Here is a 15,256-nt window from a genome sequence, read left to right on the forward strand (position 1 = left end):
CGTATACTACGCTTTTCGCCCGCAGAGTCAAGCGCTTATTCACGTTGCTCTGCCTGGCCTCACACGTTTTGTCAGCGTTGTGTCGGTCAGTGGTGGCGCATTATAGGGGGTTCTTCGGCGCTGGCAATAGTTATTTTAAAGAAAATTGATCGTTTGATTAATCCCACAGCAAAACCCCACTTTATACTCATTTATCAACAGACTTATCCACAAATGGTTAGTTGAGTTAAAATTTATCGAGCATCACGCAAACGTTTTCGTTACAATTCGATGGCTAAAATCATTGCGTGGTTTTAGCTGACTGTTCTGAAATATTATTGCAGTGCCCATTTTTTATGTCCTGATAATAGTGGGTTCTTCCCAATAACACGTTATTGCCTTATAAAATCCAAGGGATCAAACCAATGCAACAGCCTCGTCCAATCCGTCGTGCCCTACTTAGTGTTTCCGATAAATCAGGGATCGTTGAATTTGCAAAAGCCTTATCTCAACGCGGTGTTGAATTACTTTCTACTGGCGGAACAGCCCGTTTACTGGCTGACTCTGGTCTGAAGGTTACTGAAGTTTCAGATTACACCGGCTTTCCTGAAATGATGGATGGACGCGTTAAGACCCTGCATCCTAAAGTACATGGCGGAATCCTTGGTCGCCGCAGGCAAGATGATGAGATCATGGAACAACACCAAATCTCACCAATTGATATGGTAGTTGTGAATCTATATCCATTCGCTCAAACCGTTGCCAAACCAGATTGCACTTTGGAAGACGCTGTTGAAAACATTGATATCGGCGGACCAACGATGGTTCGCTCTGCGGCTAAGAACCACAAAGATGTCGCGATCGTAGTTAATAGTAATGATTATGAAAAAATCATTGAAGAGATGGATAACAATCAAGGTTCACTGACACAATCGACCCGTTTCGATTTAGCCATTAAGGCATTTGAACACACCGCTGCTTATGACAGCATGATTGCTAACTATTTTGGCAAACTGGTTCCGCCTTATTACGGTGACATCACTCAACCATCAGGACGCTTCCCTCGTACCCTGAATCTGAATCTCACTAAAAAGCAGGATATGCGTTATGGCGAGAACAGTCATCAGGACGCCGCTTTCTATATAGAAGAGAATATCTCTGAAGCGTCTATCGCAACGGCAACTCAATTACAAGGTAAAGCGCTTTCCTATAATAACATTGCAGATACAGATGCAGCTTTGGAATGTGTTAAAGAATTTGCAGAGCCTACCTGTGTTATCGTTAAGCACGCTAACCCATGCGGTGTAGCAATAGGTAAAGATATTCACGAAGCCTATGATCGCGCATTCAAAACAGACCCTACCTCAGCTTTCGGCGGTATTATCGCGTTCAACCGCGAACTTGATACTAAAACTGCACAAGCCATTATCGATCGCCAATTCGTTGAGGTAATTATCGCTCCTTCAATAAATGAAGATGCATTACCCGTATTGGCTACCAAGCAAAATGTCCGTGTTCTGGTCAGTGGAGAATGGGAAACTCGCGTTGCTGGTCTTGATTTCAAACGTGTTAATGGCGGCCTACTGGTACAAGATCGCGATCTTGGTATGGTAACTACAGATAGCTTACGTGTAGTTTCCAAACGTCAACCCACGGAACAAGAAATGAAAGATGCCCTGTTCTGTTGGAAAATCGCTAAATTTGTCAAATCAAATGCAATTGTTTATGCAAAAAATGATATGACCATCGGTATCGGTGCAGGTCAAATGAGCCGCGTCTATTCTGCAAAAATTGCTGGAATTAAAGCCGCCGACGAAGGTTTGGAGGTTCAGGGGTGTGCAATGGCTTCTGACGCATTTTTCCCATTCCGTGACGGCATTGATGCAGCAGCGGCTGTCGGTGTGAGCTGTGTTATCCAACCAGGCGGTTCTATCCGTGATGACGAAATCATTGCAGCGGCTGATGAACACGGTCTCGCCATGATTTTTACTGGCATGCGCCATTTCCGCCACTAATCAATAGCAGGAGTGAACTAAATGAATATTTTAATTATTGGTAGCGGTGGACGCGAGCACGCTCTGGCATGGAAAGCAGCTCAGTCTCCTTTGGCTGATAAAGTCTATGTTGCTCCAGGAAATGCAGGAACCGCTCTGGAAAGCAATCTGGAAAATATTGATATCTCAGCGACAGATATCAATAGCCTGTTAGCATTTGCACAAAGCCATAATATCGGGCTGACTATCGTTGGTCCTGAAGCGCCATTGGTCATTGGTATTGTCGATGCATTCCAAAAAGCAGGGTTGACTATCTTTGGCCCAACTCAAGCAGCTGCTCAATTAGAAGGCTCAAAAGCATTCACCAAAGATTTCCTGGCACGCCATCAGATCCCAACGGCGGCTTATCAGAATTTTACAGAAATCGAACCGGCTCTCGCCTATCTGGATAAAGTCGGCGCACCTATTGTCATAAAAGCTGATGGGTTGGCTGCGGGTAAAGGTGTGATTGTTGCAATGACTCTGGGAGAAGCTCAGTCCGCCATAAAAGATATGCTGGCTGGAAATGCATTTGGTGATGCAGGCCATCGGATTGTTATTGAAGAATTTTTAACTGGCGAAGAAGCGAGTTTTATTGTTATGGTCGATGGCAAGAATGTTGTTCCTATGGCAACCAGCCAGGATCATAAGCGCATAGGTGACGGTGACACGGGTCCGAACACTGGGGGAATGGGGGCCTATTCACCCGCTCCGGTCGTCACCGATGCAATCCACCAACGTATTATGGAAGAAATTATTTATCCTACTGTTAATGGTATGGCTGCTGAAGGTCATATCTATATGGGTTTTCTTTATGCCGGGTTGATGATCAACCAGAATGGCGAACCGAAAGTGATTGAATTTAACTGTCGCTTTGGTGATCCGGAAACCCAACCAATCATGATGCGAATGCGTTCCGATTTAGTTGAACTTTGTTTGGCCGGTGCAAAAGGCAAGCTTGCGGGTAAAACTTCTGATTGGGACGAACACCCTGCTCTGGGTGTAGTGCTGGCTGCCGGCGGATATCCTGCTGATTATCACAAAGGAGATATTATTCATGGCTTGCCCCAACAAGAAAATGAAAGTAGCAAAGTTTTTCATGCAGGTACGGTACTGAAAGATGGTGATGTTATTACCGCAGGTGGACGTGTTCTGTGTGTTACCGCCTTGGGAGAAACCATTGCCGATGCACAGAAAAATGCTTACCAGCAAGCAGAAGAGATTGAATGGAGTAGCTGTTTTTATCGCAAGGATATTGGATACCGGGCAATTAACCGGCTGAAATAATCACAAAACTGACGGAGGTCAGAGGCTGTCCTTCGTCGGTTCCCAACGGCAGAAGTCGTTATTGGCTACCAACAGTAATTCACGGCCAGCCGAAGCTTCCAACCAGGCAATTGTTAATTGACCGTAACTGCTTTTTTCGCGCTGTTCAAGCCATGACCTCGCGTAAGGTTCAAACTCGACGGCAATCGTGTCACCTGCACAGGTAGTGACCTTGCCGTTATGCCAGTGCCCTTGCATCAAACGCACATTTCCCACGATCAACGCATCACTTAACTCAAGAACCCGTTTAGCATCAAACTGCATGCGAACAATATCATCACTGGAAAGTGGTTCACGCCGGGTTTTTGACTGCTTTTGCATAAAAATCACATCACCGGATTTATCTAAACGAAGTTGTTCAGCCAATGGATTTTCATTATGCAGAATTTCACGACGAATTTGGCGTAAATCGCCCTGTTTATATTCATAAAAAGTCACGATGGTATTGCCATTACGGTAAGGGCTGTAAACACTCATTAGAACCAGAGGCTTACTATTTTGATCGTTGAGGCGCCACAAGCGGACAACGCCATCATCTGCGATGAATCCACTTGCACTAAAAGAAGGTTCTTTTGGTTGATTGGTACAGGCGCTGAGCGCGAAGACGAATCCTAGTGTCATCAGCCCCTGACGAACCAACAAAAGGGGATAAATACCCCTTCTATCTTTTCTTTTTTGCAATGAAATTATTTAACTGCGTCTTTCAGTGCCTTGCCAGCAGAGAAAGCAGGTACGTTCGCAGCAGCGATTGTAATTTCTTTACCGGTTTGAGGGTTACGGCCAGTACGCTCTGCGCGATGGTTAACTTTGAAAGTACCAAAGCCCACCAGTTGTACTGAATCACCTTCTTTCAGGGATTCAGTAATTGCATTCAAAGTTGATTCCAGAGCAGCTTTCGCCTGAGCTTTGGTCAGGTCTGCGCTTTCTGCGATTGCATCAACTAATTCAGTCTTATTCATAGATTATCCTTACAGTGTGTTTATCGTTTGCAAAGCATCGAGTGCGACGGATATGCCGAATGACAGCACCCCTGCATACACGCACCGATAGCCACTTCTTTTCACCCCCCAAATGTAGAACAGAGTGGGGGCAAAAGTGAAGCCTTTGAACATGGCATTTAAAGCATTAAATCACGTTTTTTCACTTTACTGCGTTAAATTTATGCCTATGTTGCTAATTCCTGACTCCCGGAGGTCAGCTTTCAATCCTTTAATCAACTCAATATCCCGCTCTTCACAGCCGGCCAATAAGCGATAAATTTCCCATTGAATGTCCCACTCTTGTTCAATGGCAGGTAATACTCTTAATTCTTCATCGGTCATTTCTTTCCCGGCATGAGTCATTTCAAGCATAGCAACGGTGCGAATTGAAATTTCACTCACTGCAATTGTATGCTCCAATGTCTCACCACTCAGACGGGCATGAATAATTTCCCCTAACGCAATACACGCATCAATTGCCGGGTACACACCGTAAATATCGTAATCATCGGCTGACGGAATGATTTGTTCCAACTTTTCCAGCTGATTATCAAAATTAACCTTGGCATCTTTTACAACTAATATTTCCCACACCAAATCCAGAATACGGCGGTAAAGAGCAGGTTCCGCGAACGCTGTCTGACGACAGAACATCTGGTAATTTGGATACATCCGTTCGCATAAACTCGCCATGAAAGTCAGATGCTGCCAGCTTTCAAGTTTTTCCAGCCGTAAATGTATCGGGTTTCGTAACATTAGTTCTTACTCATTAATGCATAATTTGCTTCGCAGTTTACCTGAAATTCAAGAAGATCCACACGCTTACACCGAATTTAAGGATTTTTCTGCATCATTTGTTCAAAAAACGCCCTATTTGAGGCGATACCATCCGCCCAACGGGTAGTTTCAGGTAGGCGATAACCTCTCACACAACGCTCTACCCATAGCAATGCACTATCAAGACTGATTCTGTGTCCTGTAGAAATATACAATGGATTACAACGTTTTTTACTTCGCCATACCCAACCAATCTGCTCCTCTTTATCAATCAAAGGCTGGCAACTGCCGGGTTGCTCATCCAATGGTTCACTTTCACCACATAAACGACGTTTTGCCACACCAATAGTAGGTACATTCGCCAATAAACCAAAATGGCTGGCAACACCTAAACGACGTGGATGCGCAATACCATGGCCGTCCACCATGACCAGATCAGGTGTATGTTTCAGCGACTGCCAGGCAGCCATCAATGCAGGATATTCACGAAAAGAGAGTAAACCAGGGATATAAGGAAGTGTAGTTTCAATTCGGGCTATCTGATACTCCACCAGTTCAAGGGTAGGATAAGAGAGAACAGCAATAGCTGCGCGGGTAACCGTTCCCTGCTGTTCAAAGCCCACATCAGCACCAGCAATCAATTTTGGTGAGGAAAAATCATCATGACGAATGACTTGCTGAGCCTTTTCTATTTGTTCCTGACGTAATGCTTTCGTGTTAATCATATTTTTACTGATGATATTTAGCTGAAAGTTTATGTACCGCTTCAACAAATACACCAGCATGTTCCGGCAGTACATCTTGATGGATACCATGACCAAGGTTAAAAACATGACCAGAACCCACACCAAAACCTTGCAAAATTGTCGAAACTTCCTGCTCAATCCGCTCTGGAGAGGCGTATAACATAGATGGATCCATGTTGCCCTGCAAAGCCACTTTACTCCCTACACGACGACGTGCATCAGCAATATCTGTCGTCCAGTCCAAACCAAGGGCATCACAACCCGTTTCAGCCATTGCTTCCAGCCATTGCCCACCGCCTTTGGTAAACAATGTTACCGGCACACGGCGACCTTCATTTTCACGGATCAGGCCATCAACAATTTTGTGCATATAACGCAGGGAAAACTCGCGATAATCCCGCCCCGTCAGCACGCCTCCCCAAGTATCGAAAATCATCACGGACTGAGCGCCCGCTTTAATCTGGGCATTAAGATAAAGAATAACACTGTCTGCCAGTTTACCCAGCAATAGGTGCATGACAGCGGGTTCGGCATACATCATTTTTTTGATTTTAGTGAATGCCTTACTACTACCGCCTTCCACCATATAAGTCGCCAGTGTCCACGGGCTACCGGAAAAGCCAATCAAAGGAACCTGACCCGCCAGTGCCTTACGGATGGTACGCACTGCATCCATCACATAACCCAGCTCCATTTCAGGATCAGGAACCGGCAGTTTTTCAACATCAGCACGACTTAAAATAGGGGACTTAAAACGCGGGCCTTCACCTGCCTCGAAATAGAGTCCCAACCCCATTGCATCAGGAATAGTGAGAATATCAGAGAAGAGAATCGCCGCATCCAACGGATAACGCCGTAAAGGCTGTAAAGTGACTTCGCAGGCAAGTTCAGTATTCTTACATAGAGAGATAAAATCACCTGCCTCGGTACGGGTAGCCTTATATTCCGGCAAATAGCGACCAGCCTGACGCATCATCCATACAGGTGTAACATCAACGGGTTGGCGTAGTAAGGCTTGCAAATAGCGGTCGTTTTTCAACTCATTCATAACAGGCTCCATTTATTTATTGGCCGCAATATTATCTGGCTGCAATGATTTGCTGCCATTGTAACATGACAGGCAAATCTCTCCCGTTGAATCGCACCAAACAGTACATTACGCATTTCGGCATAAAGCAACCGTATCTTCAATCAACCGGCGGGCAATCGTATTGGCTGGCGGGATCAATGGCAGTTGATCATAGCGATACCAGTCTGCGCTAATCAGCTCTTTCGGATCATGACGGATTTCACCGCTGTCATAATCAGCCAGAAATGCCATCATCAATGAATGAGGAAAAGGCCACGGCTGAGAAGCCACATAACGTAAGTTACGGACTTTAATATTACTTTCTTCCATTACTTCGCGGGATACCGCTTCTTCGAGTGTTTCACCTACTTCGACAAATCCCGCTAGTACTGTGTACATATTCCCGCGATGACGTTGATGCTGCGCCAGCAAAATCTGATCATTACGGCGAATACCGACAATAATGCAAGGCGCAATCTGCGGATAATAACGCTCATGGCAGTGGTTACACAAACAAGCCCATTCACTGACACTGTGGTACATTTCATTGCCACAATAACCACAATATTGATGAGCACGATAAAACTCTGCTAGCTGTACTCCCCGACCAGCTAACTGAAACAATCCGCACTCACTTGAAACAATTTCCCGTAGCGAAACCATATCGGAAGACATTTTTTGACGAATAAGCCAAACTTTCTCTCCCTGCCATTCACCAATAGGCAATGCTATTTTTCCTTGCAGTGACCATTGAGCCGCTATTCCAAAGGGTAATTCACCTTTAGGGAGCCAAATACGATTTTCATAGCTAATAATCCACCAGCCACGTTTTGTACCTGTAATTTGTTGTTGCATCATCACTATGACATCTTAAATTATTCTAATATGTGTATAAATCATACGCTTTTTCATCAGAAAAAGAGTGTCTTATTATTATATATTGTATTGCCTGACCAGACAGTGACAGGCATGATTCTCAGCTATCAATGTGCTTTGACCTGAGGAACACAACATCATGCCACAACCGCTTGCAGTGTTTGATCTGGATGACACCTTAATCTCCGGTGATTCCAGCGCTATATGGACAGAATTCTTATGGGAAAAAGGCATAATTACTGATCCCAGCTTTATCGAAGCAGACAAAAAAATGATGGCTGATTACAGCGCAGGTATGCTGAATATGAATGACTATCTGGCATTCAGCTTGGAAACATTACATCAGGTTCCGCTAGAGCGGGTTGATGTCTGGCTCACCGAATTTGTTAAAGAGAAAATCAGACCACGGTTTTACCCACAAGCCAAAGCTCTGCTTGAAGAGTATCAACAGCAGCAGGTTCCAGTCATGATTATTTCAGCCACCGTCTCTTTTATTGTGAAAAAGATAGCTGCCGAATTAAATATTCACACTGCACTAGGCATTGATATGGTGATGGAAAATGGCTGCTATACCGGCAAAATAGACGGTATTGCGACTTTTCGTGAAGGTAAAGTCAAACGAATCAAACAGTGGCTGGAACAACAAAATAGTTATCCTGAAATTATCCGTTTTTACAGTGATTCAATTAATGATCTACCAATGTGCCAATTTGCCGATGAGGTCATTACTGTCAATGCCGATGCCCGTTTAAAAGCCGAAGCACAACAACATGGCTGGCAACAATTAACCTGGTCATTGTAAATACTTTCAATCAGTAAGGGTTGTAGTTTTCATAATCCCTTCTATACTTATGCCTACTTTCTTGTCGGAGTGCCTAGCGTAAGCTGTTTTATCGCAGCATACACAGGCTGAGACCGTTAATTCGGGATCCGCAGAACCTGATCGGGTTAATACCCGCGAAGTGGAACAAGAGTAATCAACCGCTGTCGGCTCACCCGGTTTTCTTACCAAGAGTCCATCCAGCCATCAATTATTACTCCCTGCGAGCTCCAGACAAGCAACTTTCCCAATAACACGGTTAGGAATTTGCTATGTCTAATAATATTGTTATCCCTGCAACTGATATTTCACCAAAACCCAGCACGGCACGTCCACGTCAAGCTCAACGCGATGCCGCTCAGGAATTTATTAATTCTATTCAGGGAGTCGCATTCCCTAATTCTCGACGAATTTATCTCCAAGGTTCACGTGACGATATCCAAGTCCCAATGCGGGAAATTCAGTTATCGCCCACTTTAATTGGTGGAACTAAAGAAGAACCGCGATATGAGGAAAACGAAGCTATCCCTGTTTACGATACTTCTGGTGCTTATGGCGATCCTGATTCCATGCTGGATGTGCATGTTGGGTTAACTAAATTGCGCCAGCAATGGATCGACGAACGCCAAGATACAGAACCCGTTACTGCCCTCAGCTCTGATTTTACTCAGCAACGCCTGGCGGATGCTGGTCTCGATCATTTACGTTTCAATAACCGCCCTCATCCATTAAAAGCCGGTAAAGGCAAACGAGTGACTCAATTGCACTATGCCCGTAGAGGCATCATCACACCGGAAATGGAATTTATCGCACTACGGGAAAATATGGGACGTGAACGTATCCACGGCGATGTACTACGCCAACAACATGCCGGGCAAGGCTTCGGCGCTCAGTTGCCAGAAAATATCACACCAGAATTTGTCCGTCAGGAGGTCGCGGCTGGCCGGGCGATTATTCCTGCCAATATCAATCATCCTGAATCAGAACCAATGATTATTGGTCGTAATTTTCTGGTGAAGGTTAACGCCAATATCGGTAACTCTTCGGTAACCTCTTCTATTGAGGAGGAAGTGGAAAAGCTAATCTGGTCTACCCGTTGGGGAGCGGATACGGTAATGGATCTCTCCACTGGCCGTTATATCCACGAAACCCGCGAATGGATCTTACGTAATAGCCCGGTTCCTATCGGCACAGTCCCCATTTATCAGGCTCTGGAAAAAGTTAATGGCGTAGCGGAAAACCTCACCTGGGAAATGTTCCGTGATACCTTGCTGGAACAAGCAGAACAAGGGGTGGACTACTTCACTATTCACGCAGGCGTTCTGCTGCGCTATGTACCGATAACAGCCAAACGCCTCACCGGGATCGTTTCCCGCGGTGGCTCAATTATGGCGAAATGGTGCTTATCTCATCATCAGGAAAACTTCCTCTACCAACATTTCCGCGAGATTTGTGAAATCTGTGCTGCTTATGATGTTTCTCTATCCTTAGGAGATGGCTTGCGCCCCGGTTCTATTCAAGATGCCAATGATGAAGCCCAGTTTGCAGAACTACACACATTAGGCGAACTAACCAAAATTGCCTGGGAATATGATGTTCAGGTGATGATCGAAGGCCCCGGACATGTGCCAATGCAGATGATTCGCCGCAATATGACAGAAGAATTGGAGCACTGTCATGAAGCCCCTTTCTATACTCTTGGGCCACTGACGACAGATATTGCACCAGGTTATGACCATTTCACTTCGGGCATTGGTGCAGCGATGATTGGCTGGTTTGGCTGCGCCATGCTCTGTTATGTGACGCCAAAAGAACATCTTGGGCTGCCAAACAAAGATGATGTTAAGCAAGGGCTGATAACCTACAAGATTGCTGCTCATGCTGCCGATCTCGCCAAAGGCCATCCAGGCGCACAAATCCGTGATAACGCGATGTCAAAAGCAAGATTTGAATTCCGTTGGGAAGATCAATTTAATCTGGCGCTCGATCCAGATACCGCACGTGCCTATCACGATGAAACTCTGCCACAAGCCTCCGGTAAAATTGCTCATTTCTGTTCTATGTGCGGGCCTAAATTCTGCTCGATGAAGATCTCTCAGGAAGTACGCGATTATGCCGCCGGTATGGAACAGATGTCAGAAGAATTCCGCGCCCGCGGTAGCGAGCTGTATCATAGTGCGGAGGGAATCTCTCATGAGTAATCTGCCTAATGCCCCATTTGCCCCGACGGAACACAGATTGGGGCTGTATCCGGTCGTGGATTCACTAGAGTGGATTTCCCGCCTATTAAAGGCAGGAATTACTACCATCCAGTTACGAATCAAAGACTTGCCAGAAGATCAGGTCGAGGGAGAAATTAAGCAGGCCATCATGCGGGGCCACCAATATAACGCTCGTTTATTTATTAACGATTACTGGCGACTGGCGATCAAACATGGCGCTTACGGTGTTCATCTGGGACAGGAAGATTTGGATAACGCCGATCTGAATGCAATCCAGGAAGCCGGATTGCGGTTAGGCATTTCCACTCACAATGAACAAGAATTGGCACGGGCAAAATCTTTACGTCCATCTTATATCGCCCTCGGCCATATTTTCCCGACGACTACCAAAACAATGCCCTCTTCCCCACAAGGGCTAGCAGCACTAAAACAACAGGTAGAAAACACACCGGATTATCCTACTGTCGCTATCGGAGGCATCTCTCTTGAACGTGTACCGGATGTTATTGCTACAGGAGTTGGTAGTGTGGCACTGGTCAGTGCGATTACCAAAGCAAAGGATTGGCGTCAGACAACAGCGCAATTGCTTCATCTGGTTGAAGGCATTTAGTTGAAGGTATTGAGAGGTTCTTATGCTGAATGATCAAGAATTTATGCGTTACAGCCGACAACTGTTGCTGGAAGATATCGGCCCTGAAGGGCAGGAAAAACTGAAAACCAGCCGTGTACTGATTGTCGGTCTGGGAGGGCTGGGTGCCCCTGCGTCTCTCTACCTCGCCGCGGCAGGTGTGGGAACAATTTATCTCGCGGATGATGACCAACTGCACATCTCCAATTTACAACGGCAAATCCTTTACCGCACAGAGGATATCCCTTCGGCAAAAGCTGAACTTGCAGCAAATCAACTCAATGCGCTGAATCCACTGGTAAAAATAACCGTTCTTAATCAACGTCAAGATGTGGAATCACTGAAAAAAATCGTAAAACAGGTCGATCTGGTTCTTGATTGCTGTGACAACATGGCAACTCGCCACGCTATCAATGCAGCTTGTGTAGCCACACGCAAACCCTTAATCAGTGGCAGTGCTGTTGGGTTCAGCGGTCAGCTTATGGTGCTTGAGCCCCCTTATTCCCACGGCTGCTATACCTGTCTCTACCCTGATCAGGAAGAACCACAGCGCAATTGCCGAACTGCGGGTGTATTAGGTCCGGTAGTCGGCGTCATCGGCACATTACAGGCATTGGAAGCCATCAAAATGTTAACCGGACTTCCCTCTCCGTTGAGCGGTAAACTTCGGCTGTTTGATGGTAAGCAGCAAAGCTGGAGCACGCTACAGCTCAGTCAATCGCAGCAATGCCCAATCTGCGGAAATATGGCATGAAAATTACTATAAATGACCAGCTGATGGAGCTTACCGCTCCTCTGGCTCTACAACAATTACTGGAACAACTTGAATGGTCACAACCGGGAACGGCATTGGCCATTAATCAAACCATTATTCCGCGTTCGAACTGGAGTACGTACCAAGTTAATGATGGGGACAATATCCTTTTGTTTCAGGCTATTGCCGGAGGTTGATATGTTAAAGATCGCTGATACTACTTTTGATTCCCGTCTGTTTACTGGTACAGGCAAATTCGCTAATGCAGATTTAATGATTCAGGCTATAGCTGCCTCTGGCAGTCAGCTTGTCACGATGGCGATGAAACGCATTGATTTGCAGGGAGGTAATGACGCTATTCTGGCACCATTACAAAAACTTGGCGTCAAATTGCTGCCAAATACTTCTGGAGCCAAAACCGCAGAAGAGGCTCTGTTCGCAGCCCGTCTGGCCCGTGAAGCGTTGGCAACAAACTGGATCAAACTGGAGATCCATCCTGATGTGAAATACTTGCTGCCCGATCCGGTCGAAACGCTCAAAGGCGCTGAAATGCTGGTCAAAGACGGATTTGTCGTTCTACCTTATTGCAGTGCGGATCCTGTTTTGTGTAAACGTCTGGAAGAAGTGGGCTGCGCGGCAGTCATGCCTTTGGGCGCGCCGATTGGCTCTAATCAGGGACTGCTAACCCGGGATTTCCTGCAAATTATTATTGAGCAAGCACAGGTGCCAGTGGTTGTCGATGCGGGCATCGGCGCACCAAGCCATGCACTGGAAGCGATTGAACTGGGTGCTGATGCCATATTGGTCAATACCGCTATTGCCGTCGCGCATAACCCAGTAAAAATGGCACAGGCATTTAGCATGGCAATTGCAGCAGGCGAATTATCCTATCAGGCTGGTTTAGCAAGTCGAAAACAACACGCTGTTGCATCCAGCCCATTGACTGATTTTCTGGGAACGTTCTAATGGCTAATCATCTTTTGAACAACAGTTTTGGTTATCGCTGGCAGCAACTGGGTTGGGATGACATTACCCTTCGCATTAACAGCAAAACTTCGCAGGATGTCGAACGGGCATTGGGCAGCCACAAATTAAATCTGGATGATTTTATGGCGCTGATCTCACCAGCGGCGAAACCCTATATAGAACCGCTGGCACAACGAGCACAGAAATTGACTCGTCAACGCTTCGGTAATACCGTTGGTTTTTATGTGCCGCTTTATCTCTCGAATTTGTGCGCCAATGATTGCACCTATTGTGGATTCTCAATGAGTAACCACATCAAGCGCAAGATACTAAATGAAGACGAAATTATTGCAGAATGTCAGGCGATTAAAGCTCTGGGCTTTGACAATCTGCTATTAGTCACGGGAGAACATCAAAGTAAAGTAGGTATGGACTATTTCCGCCGTTATCTGCCACTTATCCGTGAACATTTCAGTTCCATAATGATGGAAGTCCAGCCAATGACTCAGGAAGAATATTCAGAACTCAAAACATTGGGGCTGGATGGTGTAATGGTTTATCAAGAAACCTATCATGAACCAACTTATCGGCTGCATCATCTGCGGGGTAAGAAACAAGATTTTCATTGGCGACTAGAAACACCGGATCGTCTTGGCCGGGCAAAAATTGATAAAATTGGTTTAGGGGCATTAATTGGCCTATCTAACCACTGGCGGACAGATTGTTATATGGTGGCTGAACATTTATTCTTTTTACAACGCACATACTGGCAAAGTCGTTATTCAATTTCATTCCCACGTTTGCGGCCTTGTGCCGGAGGTATTGAACCTGCATCACTAATGAGTGAAGCAGAACTGGTACAACTGATTTGTGCTTTTCGTCTGTTTGCGCCAGATGTTGAGCTTTCTATTTCTACTCGTGAATCCCCATTCTTCCGTGATCACGTTATACCACTGGCAATCAACAATGTCAGTGCAGGTTCTAAAACACAGCCCGGTGGTTATGCAAATAATAGCCACGAAGAATTGGAACAATTTATTCCGTATGATAATCGTTCTGTTTATCAGGTCGCGAACGTATTAATTAAAGCCGGATTACAACCTGTCTGGAAAGATTGGGATGGTTATTTAGGCCGATAATTTAACAGGGATTTATCGTAAGGAAAGGACTCCTATCTAATAACCCCTAATTAATCGTCTATCACTCCTTTTTTATCAAGTAATTTATTAAGTTTTCAGAATATTTAATAAATTAAATAACACAAATCTGACCTATCTTAGCGGATTATTCAGCAACGTTGAATGCAAGGAGCGAATAAATTTACACCGATACTGAAGAGAAGAAAGAGACTATGTACACTGTATATATTGAAACTTACATTCATTTATCTTATTTTTTTATTAATTGATACAACAAATTACAAATCTCCATCAATAAAAAATACGATTGAGTATTCTCCTGTCATTGATAAAGTGCTCACCGAAAAACAAAGCACTTAATAAAAATCAAATTCATTCCTATTTATTTAAAAAGGACTAATATGAACGTACAAGAAATCCTGGATAACGAAGATTATTCTGGTAATAAGAAAAACTCTCATAAAGAACTGGTTAACGGCTCATTTAATGAAGGATATAACGGTTGGAGAATCCCAGTGCCTGAAACGGTAAAAATCTTATCCGAGAATGAAATTAACTTTCTCAGAGTCCAAAGCGTTACGGGTTCCGGCGTTATCGATCAAATTATAGAAGGATTAGAACCTAACACTAAATATAAATTGACTGGTACCGCTCGTTTATCAGCAGAGTCATCAGCAGCTTATTTTGGTTTACAGAATCGCACATCTGGTCCGGAATCTTTTGCTGTAAATAGCACCAATTTTACAACTGGTACTATCGAATTAAGTACAGATGAAGAAGGACTTTTACGCGTTTACTTGCTGAAAGACCAAATTGGCCCCAGACCAAGCGGAGCAACCGCTGACTTTACCGGTTTTATTTTAGAAAAAGCCTGAACATTTAACTTTGATATCGTTTGACATTTCAACACCCGAAGCTCATTGCTTCGGGTGTTTTAACGT

The 15,256-nt window shown here is 44.9% G+C and carries 16 protein-coding genes and 1 riboswitch; of the genes, 10 read left to right on the forward strand and 6 right to left on the reverse strand.

Features of this window, described 5'->3' with window-relative positions; all coding sequences use genetic code 11:
• Positions 1-404: 404 nt before the first annotated feature.
• On the forward strand, positions 405-1,994 hold the full coding sequence (gene purH, locus C5470_RS16155; RefSeq protein WP_166290686.1) for a bifunctional phosphoribosylaminoimidazolecarboxamide formyltransferase/IMP cyclohydrolase: 1,590 nt from the start codon (positions 405-407) through the stop codon (positions 1,992-1,994).
• Positions 1,995-2,015: 21 nt separating this feature from the next.
• Positions 2,016-3,299: a phosphoribosylamine--glycine ligase gene (purD, locus tag C5470_RS16160; RefSeq protein ID WP_166290688.1), complete on the forward strand. Its 1,284-nt coding sequence runs from the start codon at positions 2,016-2,018 to the stop codon at positions 3,297-3,299.
• A gap of 18 nt (positions 3,300-3,317) precedes the next feature.
• On the opposite strand, the gene C5470_RS16165 is transcribed toward purD, so the two are convergent.
• The 6 genes from C5470_RS16165 to nudC form a co-directional block, all read right to left on the reverse strand.
• Positions 3,318-3,959, reverse strand: coding sequence for a DUF1481 domain-containing protein (locus tag C5470_RS16165; RefSeq protein ID WP_036845750.1), 642 nt, complete (start codon positions 3,957-3,959; stop codon positions 3,318-3,320).
• 65 nt (positions 3,960-4,024) lie between these two features.
• Complete coding sequence (gene hupA / locus C5470_RS16170; protein ID WP_021322843.1) at positions 4,025-4,297, reverse strand: nucleoid-associated protein HU-alpha; 273 nt, start codon at positions 4,295-4,297, stop codon at positions 4,025-4,027.
• Positions 4,298-4,483: 186 nt separating this feature from the next.
• Positions 4,484-5,074, reverse strand: coding sequence for a YjaG family protein (locus tag C5470_RS16175; RefSeq protein WP_166290690.1), 591 nt, complete (start codon positions 5,072-5,074; stop codon positions 4,484-4,486).
• A 77-nt stretch (positions 5,075-5,151) separates the two neighbouring features.
• On the reverse strand, positions 5,152-5,820 hold the full coding sequence (gene nfi, locus C5470_RS16180) for a deoxyribonuclease V (RefSeq protein ID WP_166290691.1): 669 nt from the start codon (positions 5,818-5,820) through the stop codon (positions 5,152-5,154).
• A 4-nt stretch (positions 5,821-5,824) separates the two neighbouring features.
• Positions 5,825-6,889 carry a uroporphyrinogen decarboxylase gene (gene hemE / locus C5470_RS16185; protein WP_166290693.1) on the reverse strand — a complete coding sequence of 355 codons (1,065 nt, stop codon included), beginning with the start codon at positions 6,887-6,889 and terminating at the stop codon, positions 5,825-5,827.
• A 108-nt stretch (positions 6,890-6,997) separates the two neighbouring features.
• Complete coding sequence (nudC, locus tag C5470_RS16190; protein ID WP_166290735.1) at positions 6,998-7,765, reverse strand: NAD(+) diphosphatase; 768 nt, start codon at positions 7,763-7,765, stop codon at positions 6,998-7,000.
• Between the two features lie 160 nt (positions 7,766-7,925).
• Between nudC and C5470_RS16195 the strand changes: the two genes are divergently transcribed.
• From C5470_RS16195 to C5470_RS16230, 8 genes are all read left to right on the forward strand, one after another.
• Positions 7,926-8,588: an HAD family hydrolase gene (locus tag C5470_RS16195; protein ID WP_152963736.1), complete on the forward strand. Its 663-nt coding sequence runs from the start codon at positions 7,926-7,928 to the stop codon at positions 8,586-8,588.
• 55 nt (positions 8,589-8,643) lie between these two features.
• Positions 8,644-8,770, forward strand: a riboswitch (TPP riboswitch).
• Between the two features lie 108 nt (positions 8,771-8,878).
• Positions 8,879-10,807 (forward strand): phosphomethylpyrimidine synthase ThiC, encoded by a 1,929-nt coding sequence (thiC, locus tag C5470_RS16200; RefSeq protein ID WP_166290695.1) that lies wholly within the window; start codon positions 8,879-8,881, stop codon positions 10,805-10,807.
• Positions 10,800-11,438, forward strand: coding sequence for a thiamine phosphate synthase (thiE, locus tag C5470_RS16205; protein ID WP_166290697.1), 639 nt, complete (start codon positions 10,800-10,802; stop codon positions 11,436-11,438). The genes thiC and thiE overlap by 8 nt, the downstream gene beginning before the upstream one ends.
• Before the next feature lie 22 nt (positions 11,439-11,460).
• Positions 11,461-12,210 (forward strand): HesA/MoeB/ThiF family protein, encoded by a 750-nt coding sequence (locus C5470_RS16210; protein ID WP_166290699.1) that lies wholly within the window; start codon positions 11,461-11,463, stop codon positions 12,208-12,210.
• Positions 12,207-12,407, forward strand: coding sequence for a sulfur carrier protein ThiS (gene thiS, locus C5470_RS16215; protein ID WP_166290701.1), 201 nt, complete (start codon positions 12,207-12,209; stop codon positions 12,405-12,407). The genes C5470_RS16210 and thiS overlap by 4 nt, the downstream gene beginning before the upstream one ends.
• A 1-nt stretch (position 12,408) precedes the next feature.
• On the forward strand, positions 12,409-13,176 hold the full coding sequence (locus C5470_RS16220) for a thiazole synthase (RefSeq protein WP_152963732.1): 768 nt from the start codon (positions 12,409-12,411) through the stop codon (positions 13,174-13,176).
• Positions 13,176-14,315: a 2-iminoacetate synthase ThiH gene (thiH, locus tag C5470_RS16225; RefSeq protein WP_207627025.1), complete on the forward strand. Its 1,140-nt coding sequence runs from the start codon at positions 13,176-13,178 to the stop codon at positions 14,313-14,315. Before C5470_RS16220 ends, thiH begins: the two co-directional genes overlap by 1 nt.
• 401 nt (positions 14,316-14,716) lie before the next feature.
• Entirely contained in the window at positions 14,717-15,190 is a 474-nt protein-coding gene (locus tag C5470_RS16230; protein ID WP_166290703.1) for a carbohydrate binding domain-containing protein, read from the forward strand.
• Positions 15,191-15,256: the final 66 nt, after the last annotated feature.

It is taken from the genome of Photorhabdus stackebrandtii (genome assembly GCF_011189495.1).
Taxonomy (GTDB): domain Bacteria; phylum Pseudomonadota; class Gammaproteobacteria; order Enterobacterales; family Enterobacteriaceae; genus Photorhabdus; species Photorhabdus khanii.

What these genes read in the sequence shown, in the direction of transcription:
- thiE (WP_166290697.1), top strand. Translation starts at nt 10,800, where the DNA reads ATGAGTAATCTGCCTAATGCCCCATTTGCCCCGACGGAACACAGATTG.
- C5470_RS16165 (WP_036845750.1), bottom strand. Translation starts at nt 3,959, where the DNA reads ATGACACTAGGATTCGTCTTCGCGCTCAGCGCCTGTACCAATCAACCA.
- nfi (WP_166290691.1), bottom strand. Translation starts at nt 5,820, where the DNA reads ATGATTAACACGAAAGCATTACGTCAGGAACAAATAGAAAAGGCTCAG.
- hupA (WP_021322843.1), bottom strand. Translation starts at nt 4,297, where the DNA reads ATGAATAAGACTGAATTAGTTGATGCAATCGCAGAAAGCGCAGACCTG.
- thiC (WP_166290695.1), top strand. Translation starts at nt 8,879, where the DNA reads ATGTCTAATAATATTGTTATCCCTGCAACTGATATTTCACCAAAACCC.
- C5470_RS16195 (WP_152963736.1), top strand. Translation starts at nt 7,926, where the DNA reads ATGCCACAACCGCTTGCAGTGTTTGATCTGGATGACACCTTAATCTCC.
- nudC (WP_166290735.1), bottom strand. Translation starts at nt 7,765, where the DNA reads ATGCAACAACAAATTACAGGTACAAAACGTGGCTGGTGGATTATTAGC.
- purD (WP_166290688.1), top strand. Translation starts at nt 2,016, where the DNA reads ATGAATATTTTAATTATTGGTAGCGGTGGACGCGAGCACGCTCTGGCA.
- thiS (WP_166290701.1), top strand. Translation starts at nt 12,207, where the DNA reads ATGAAAATTACTATAAATGACCAGCTGATGGAGCTTACCGCTCCTCTG.
- hemE (WP_166290693.1), bottom strand. Translation starts at nt 6,889, where the DNA reads ATGAATGAGTTGAAAAACGACCGCTATTTGCAAGCCTTACTACGCCAA.
- C5470_RS16175 (WP_166290690.1), bottom strand. Translation starts at nt 5,074, where the DNA reads ATGTTACGAAACCCGATACATTTACGGCTGGAAAAACTTGAAAGCTGG.
- C5470_RS16210 (WP_166290699.1), top strand. Translation starts at nt 11,461, where the DNA reads ATGCTGAATGATCAAGAATTTATGCGTTACAGCCGACAACTGTTGCTG.
- purH (WP_166290686.1), top strand. Translation starts at nt 405, where the DNA reads ATGCAACAGCCTCGTCCAATCCGTCGTGCCCTACTTAGTGTTTCCGAT.
- C5470_RS16220 (WP_152963732.1), top strand. Translation starts at nt 12,409, where the DNA reads ATGTTAAAGATCGCTGATACTACTTTTGATTCCCGTCTGTTTACTGGT.
- thiH (WP_207627025.1), top strand. Translation starts at nt 13,176, where the DNA reads ATGGCTAATCATCTTTTGAACAACAGTTTTGGTTATCGCTGGCAGCAA.
- C5470_RS16230 (WP_166290703.1), top strand. Translation starts at nt 14,717, where the DNA reads ATGAACGTACAAGAAATCCTGGATAACGAAGATTATTCTGGTAATAAG.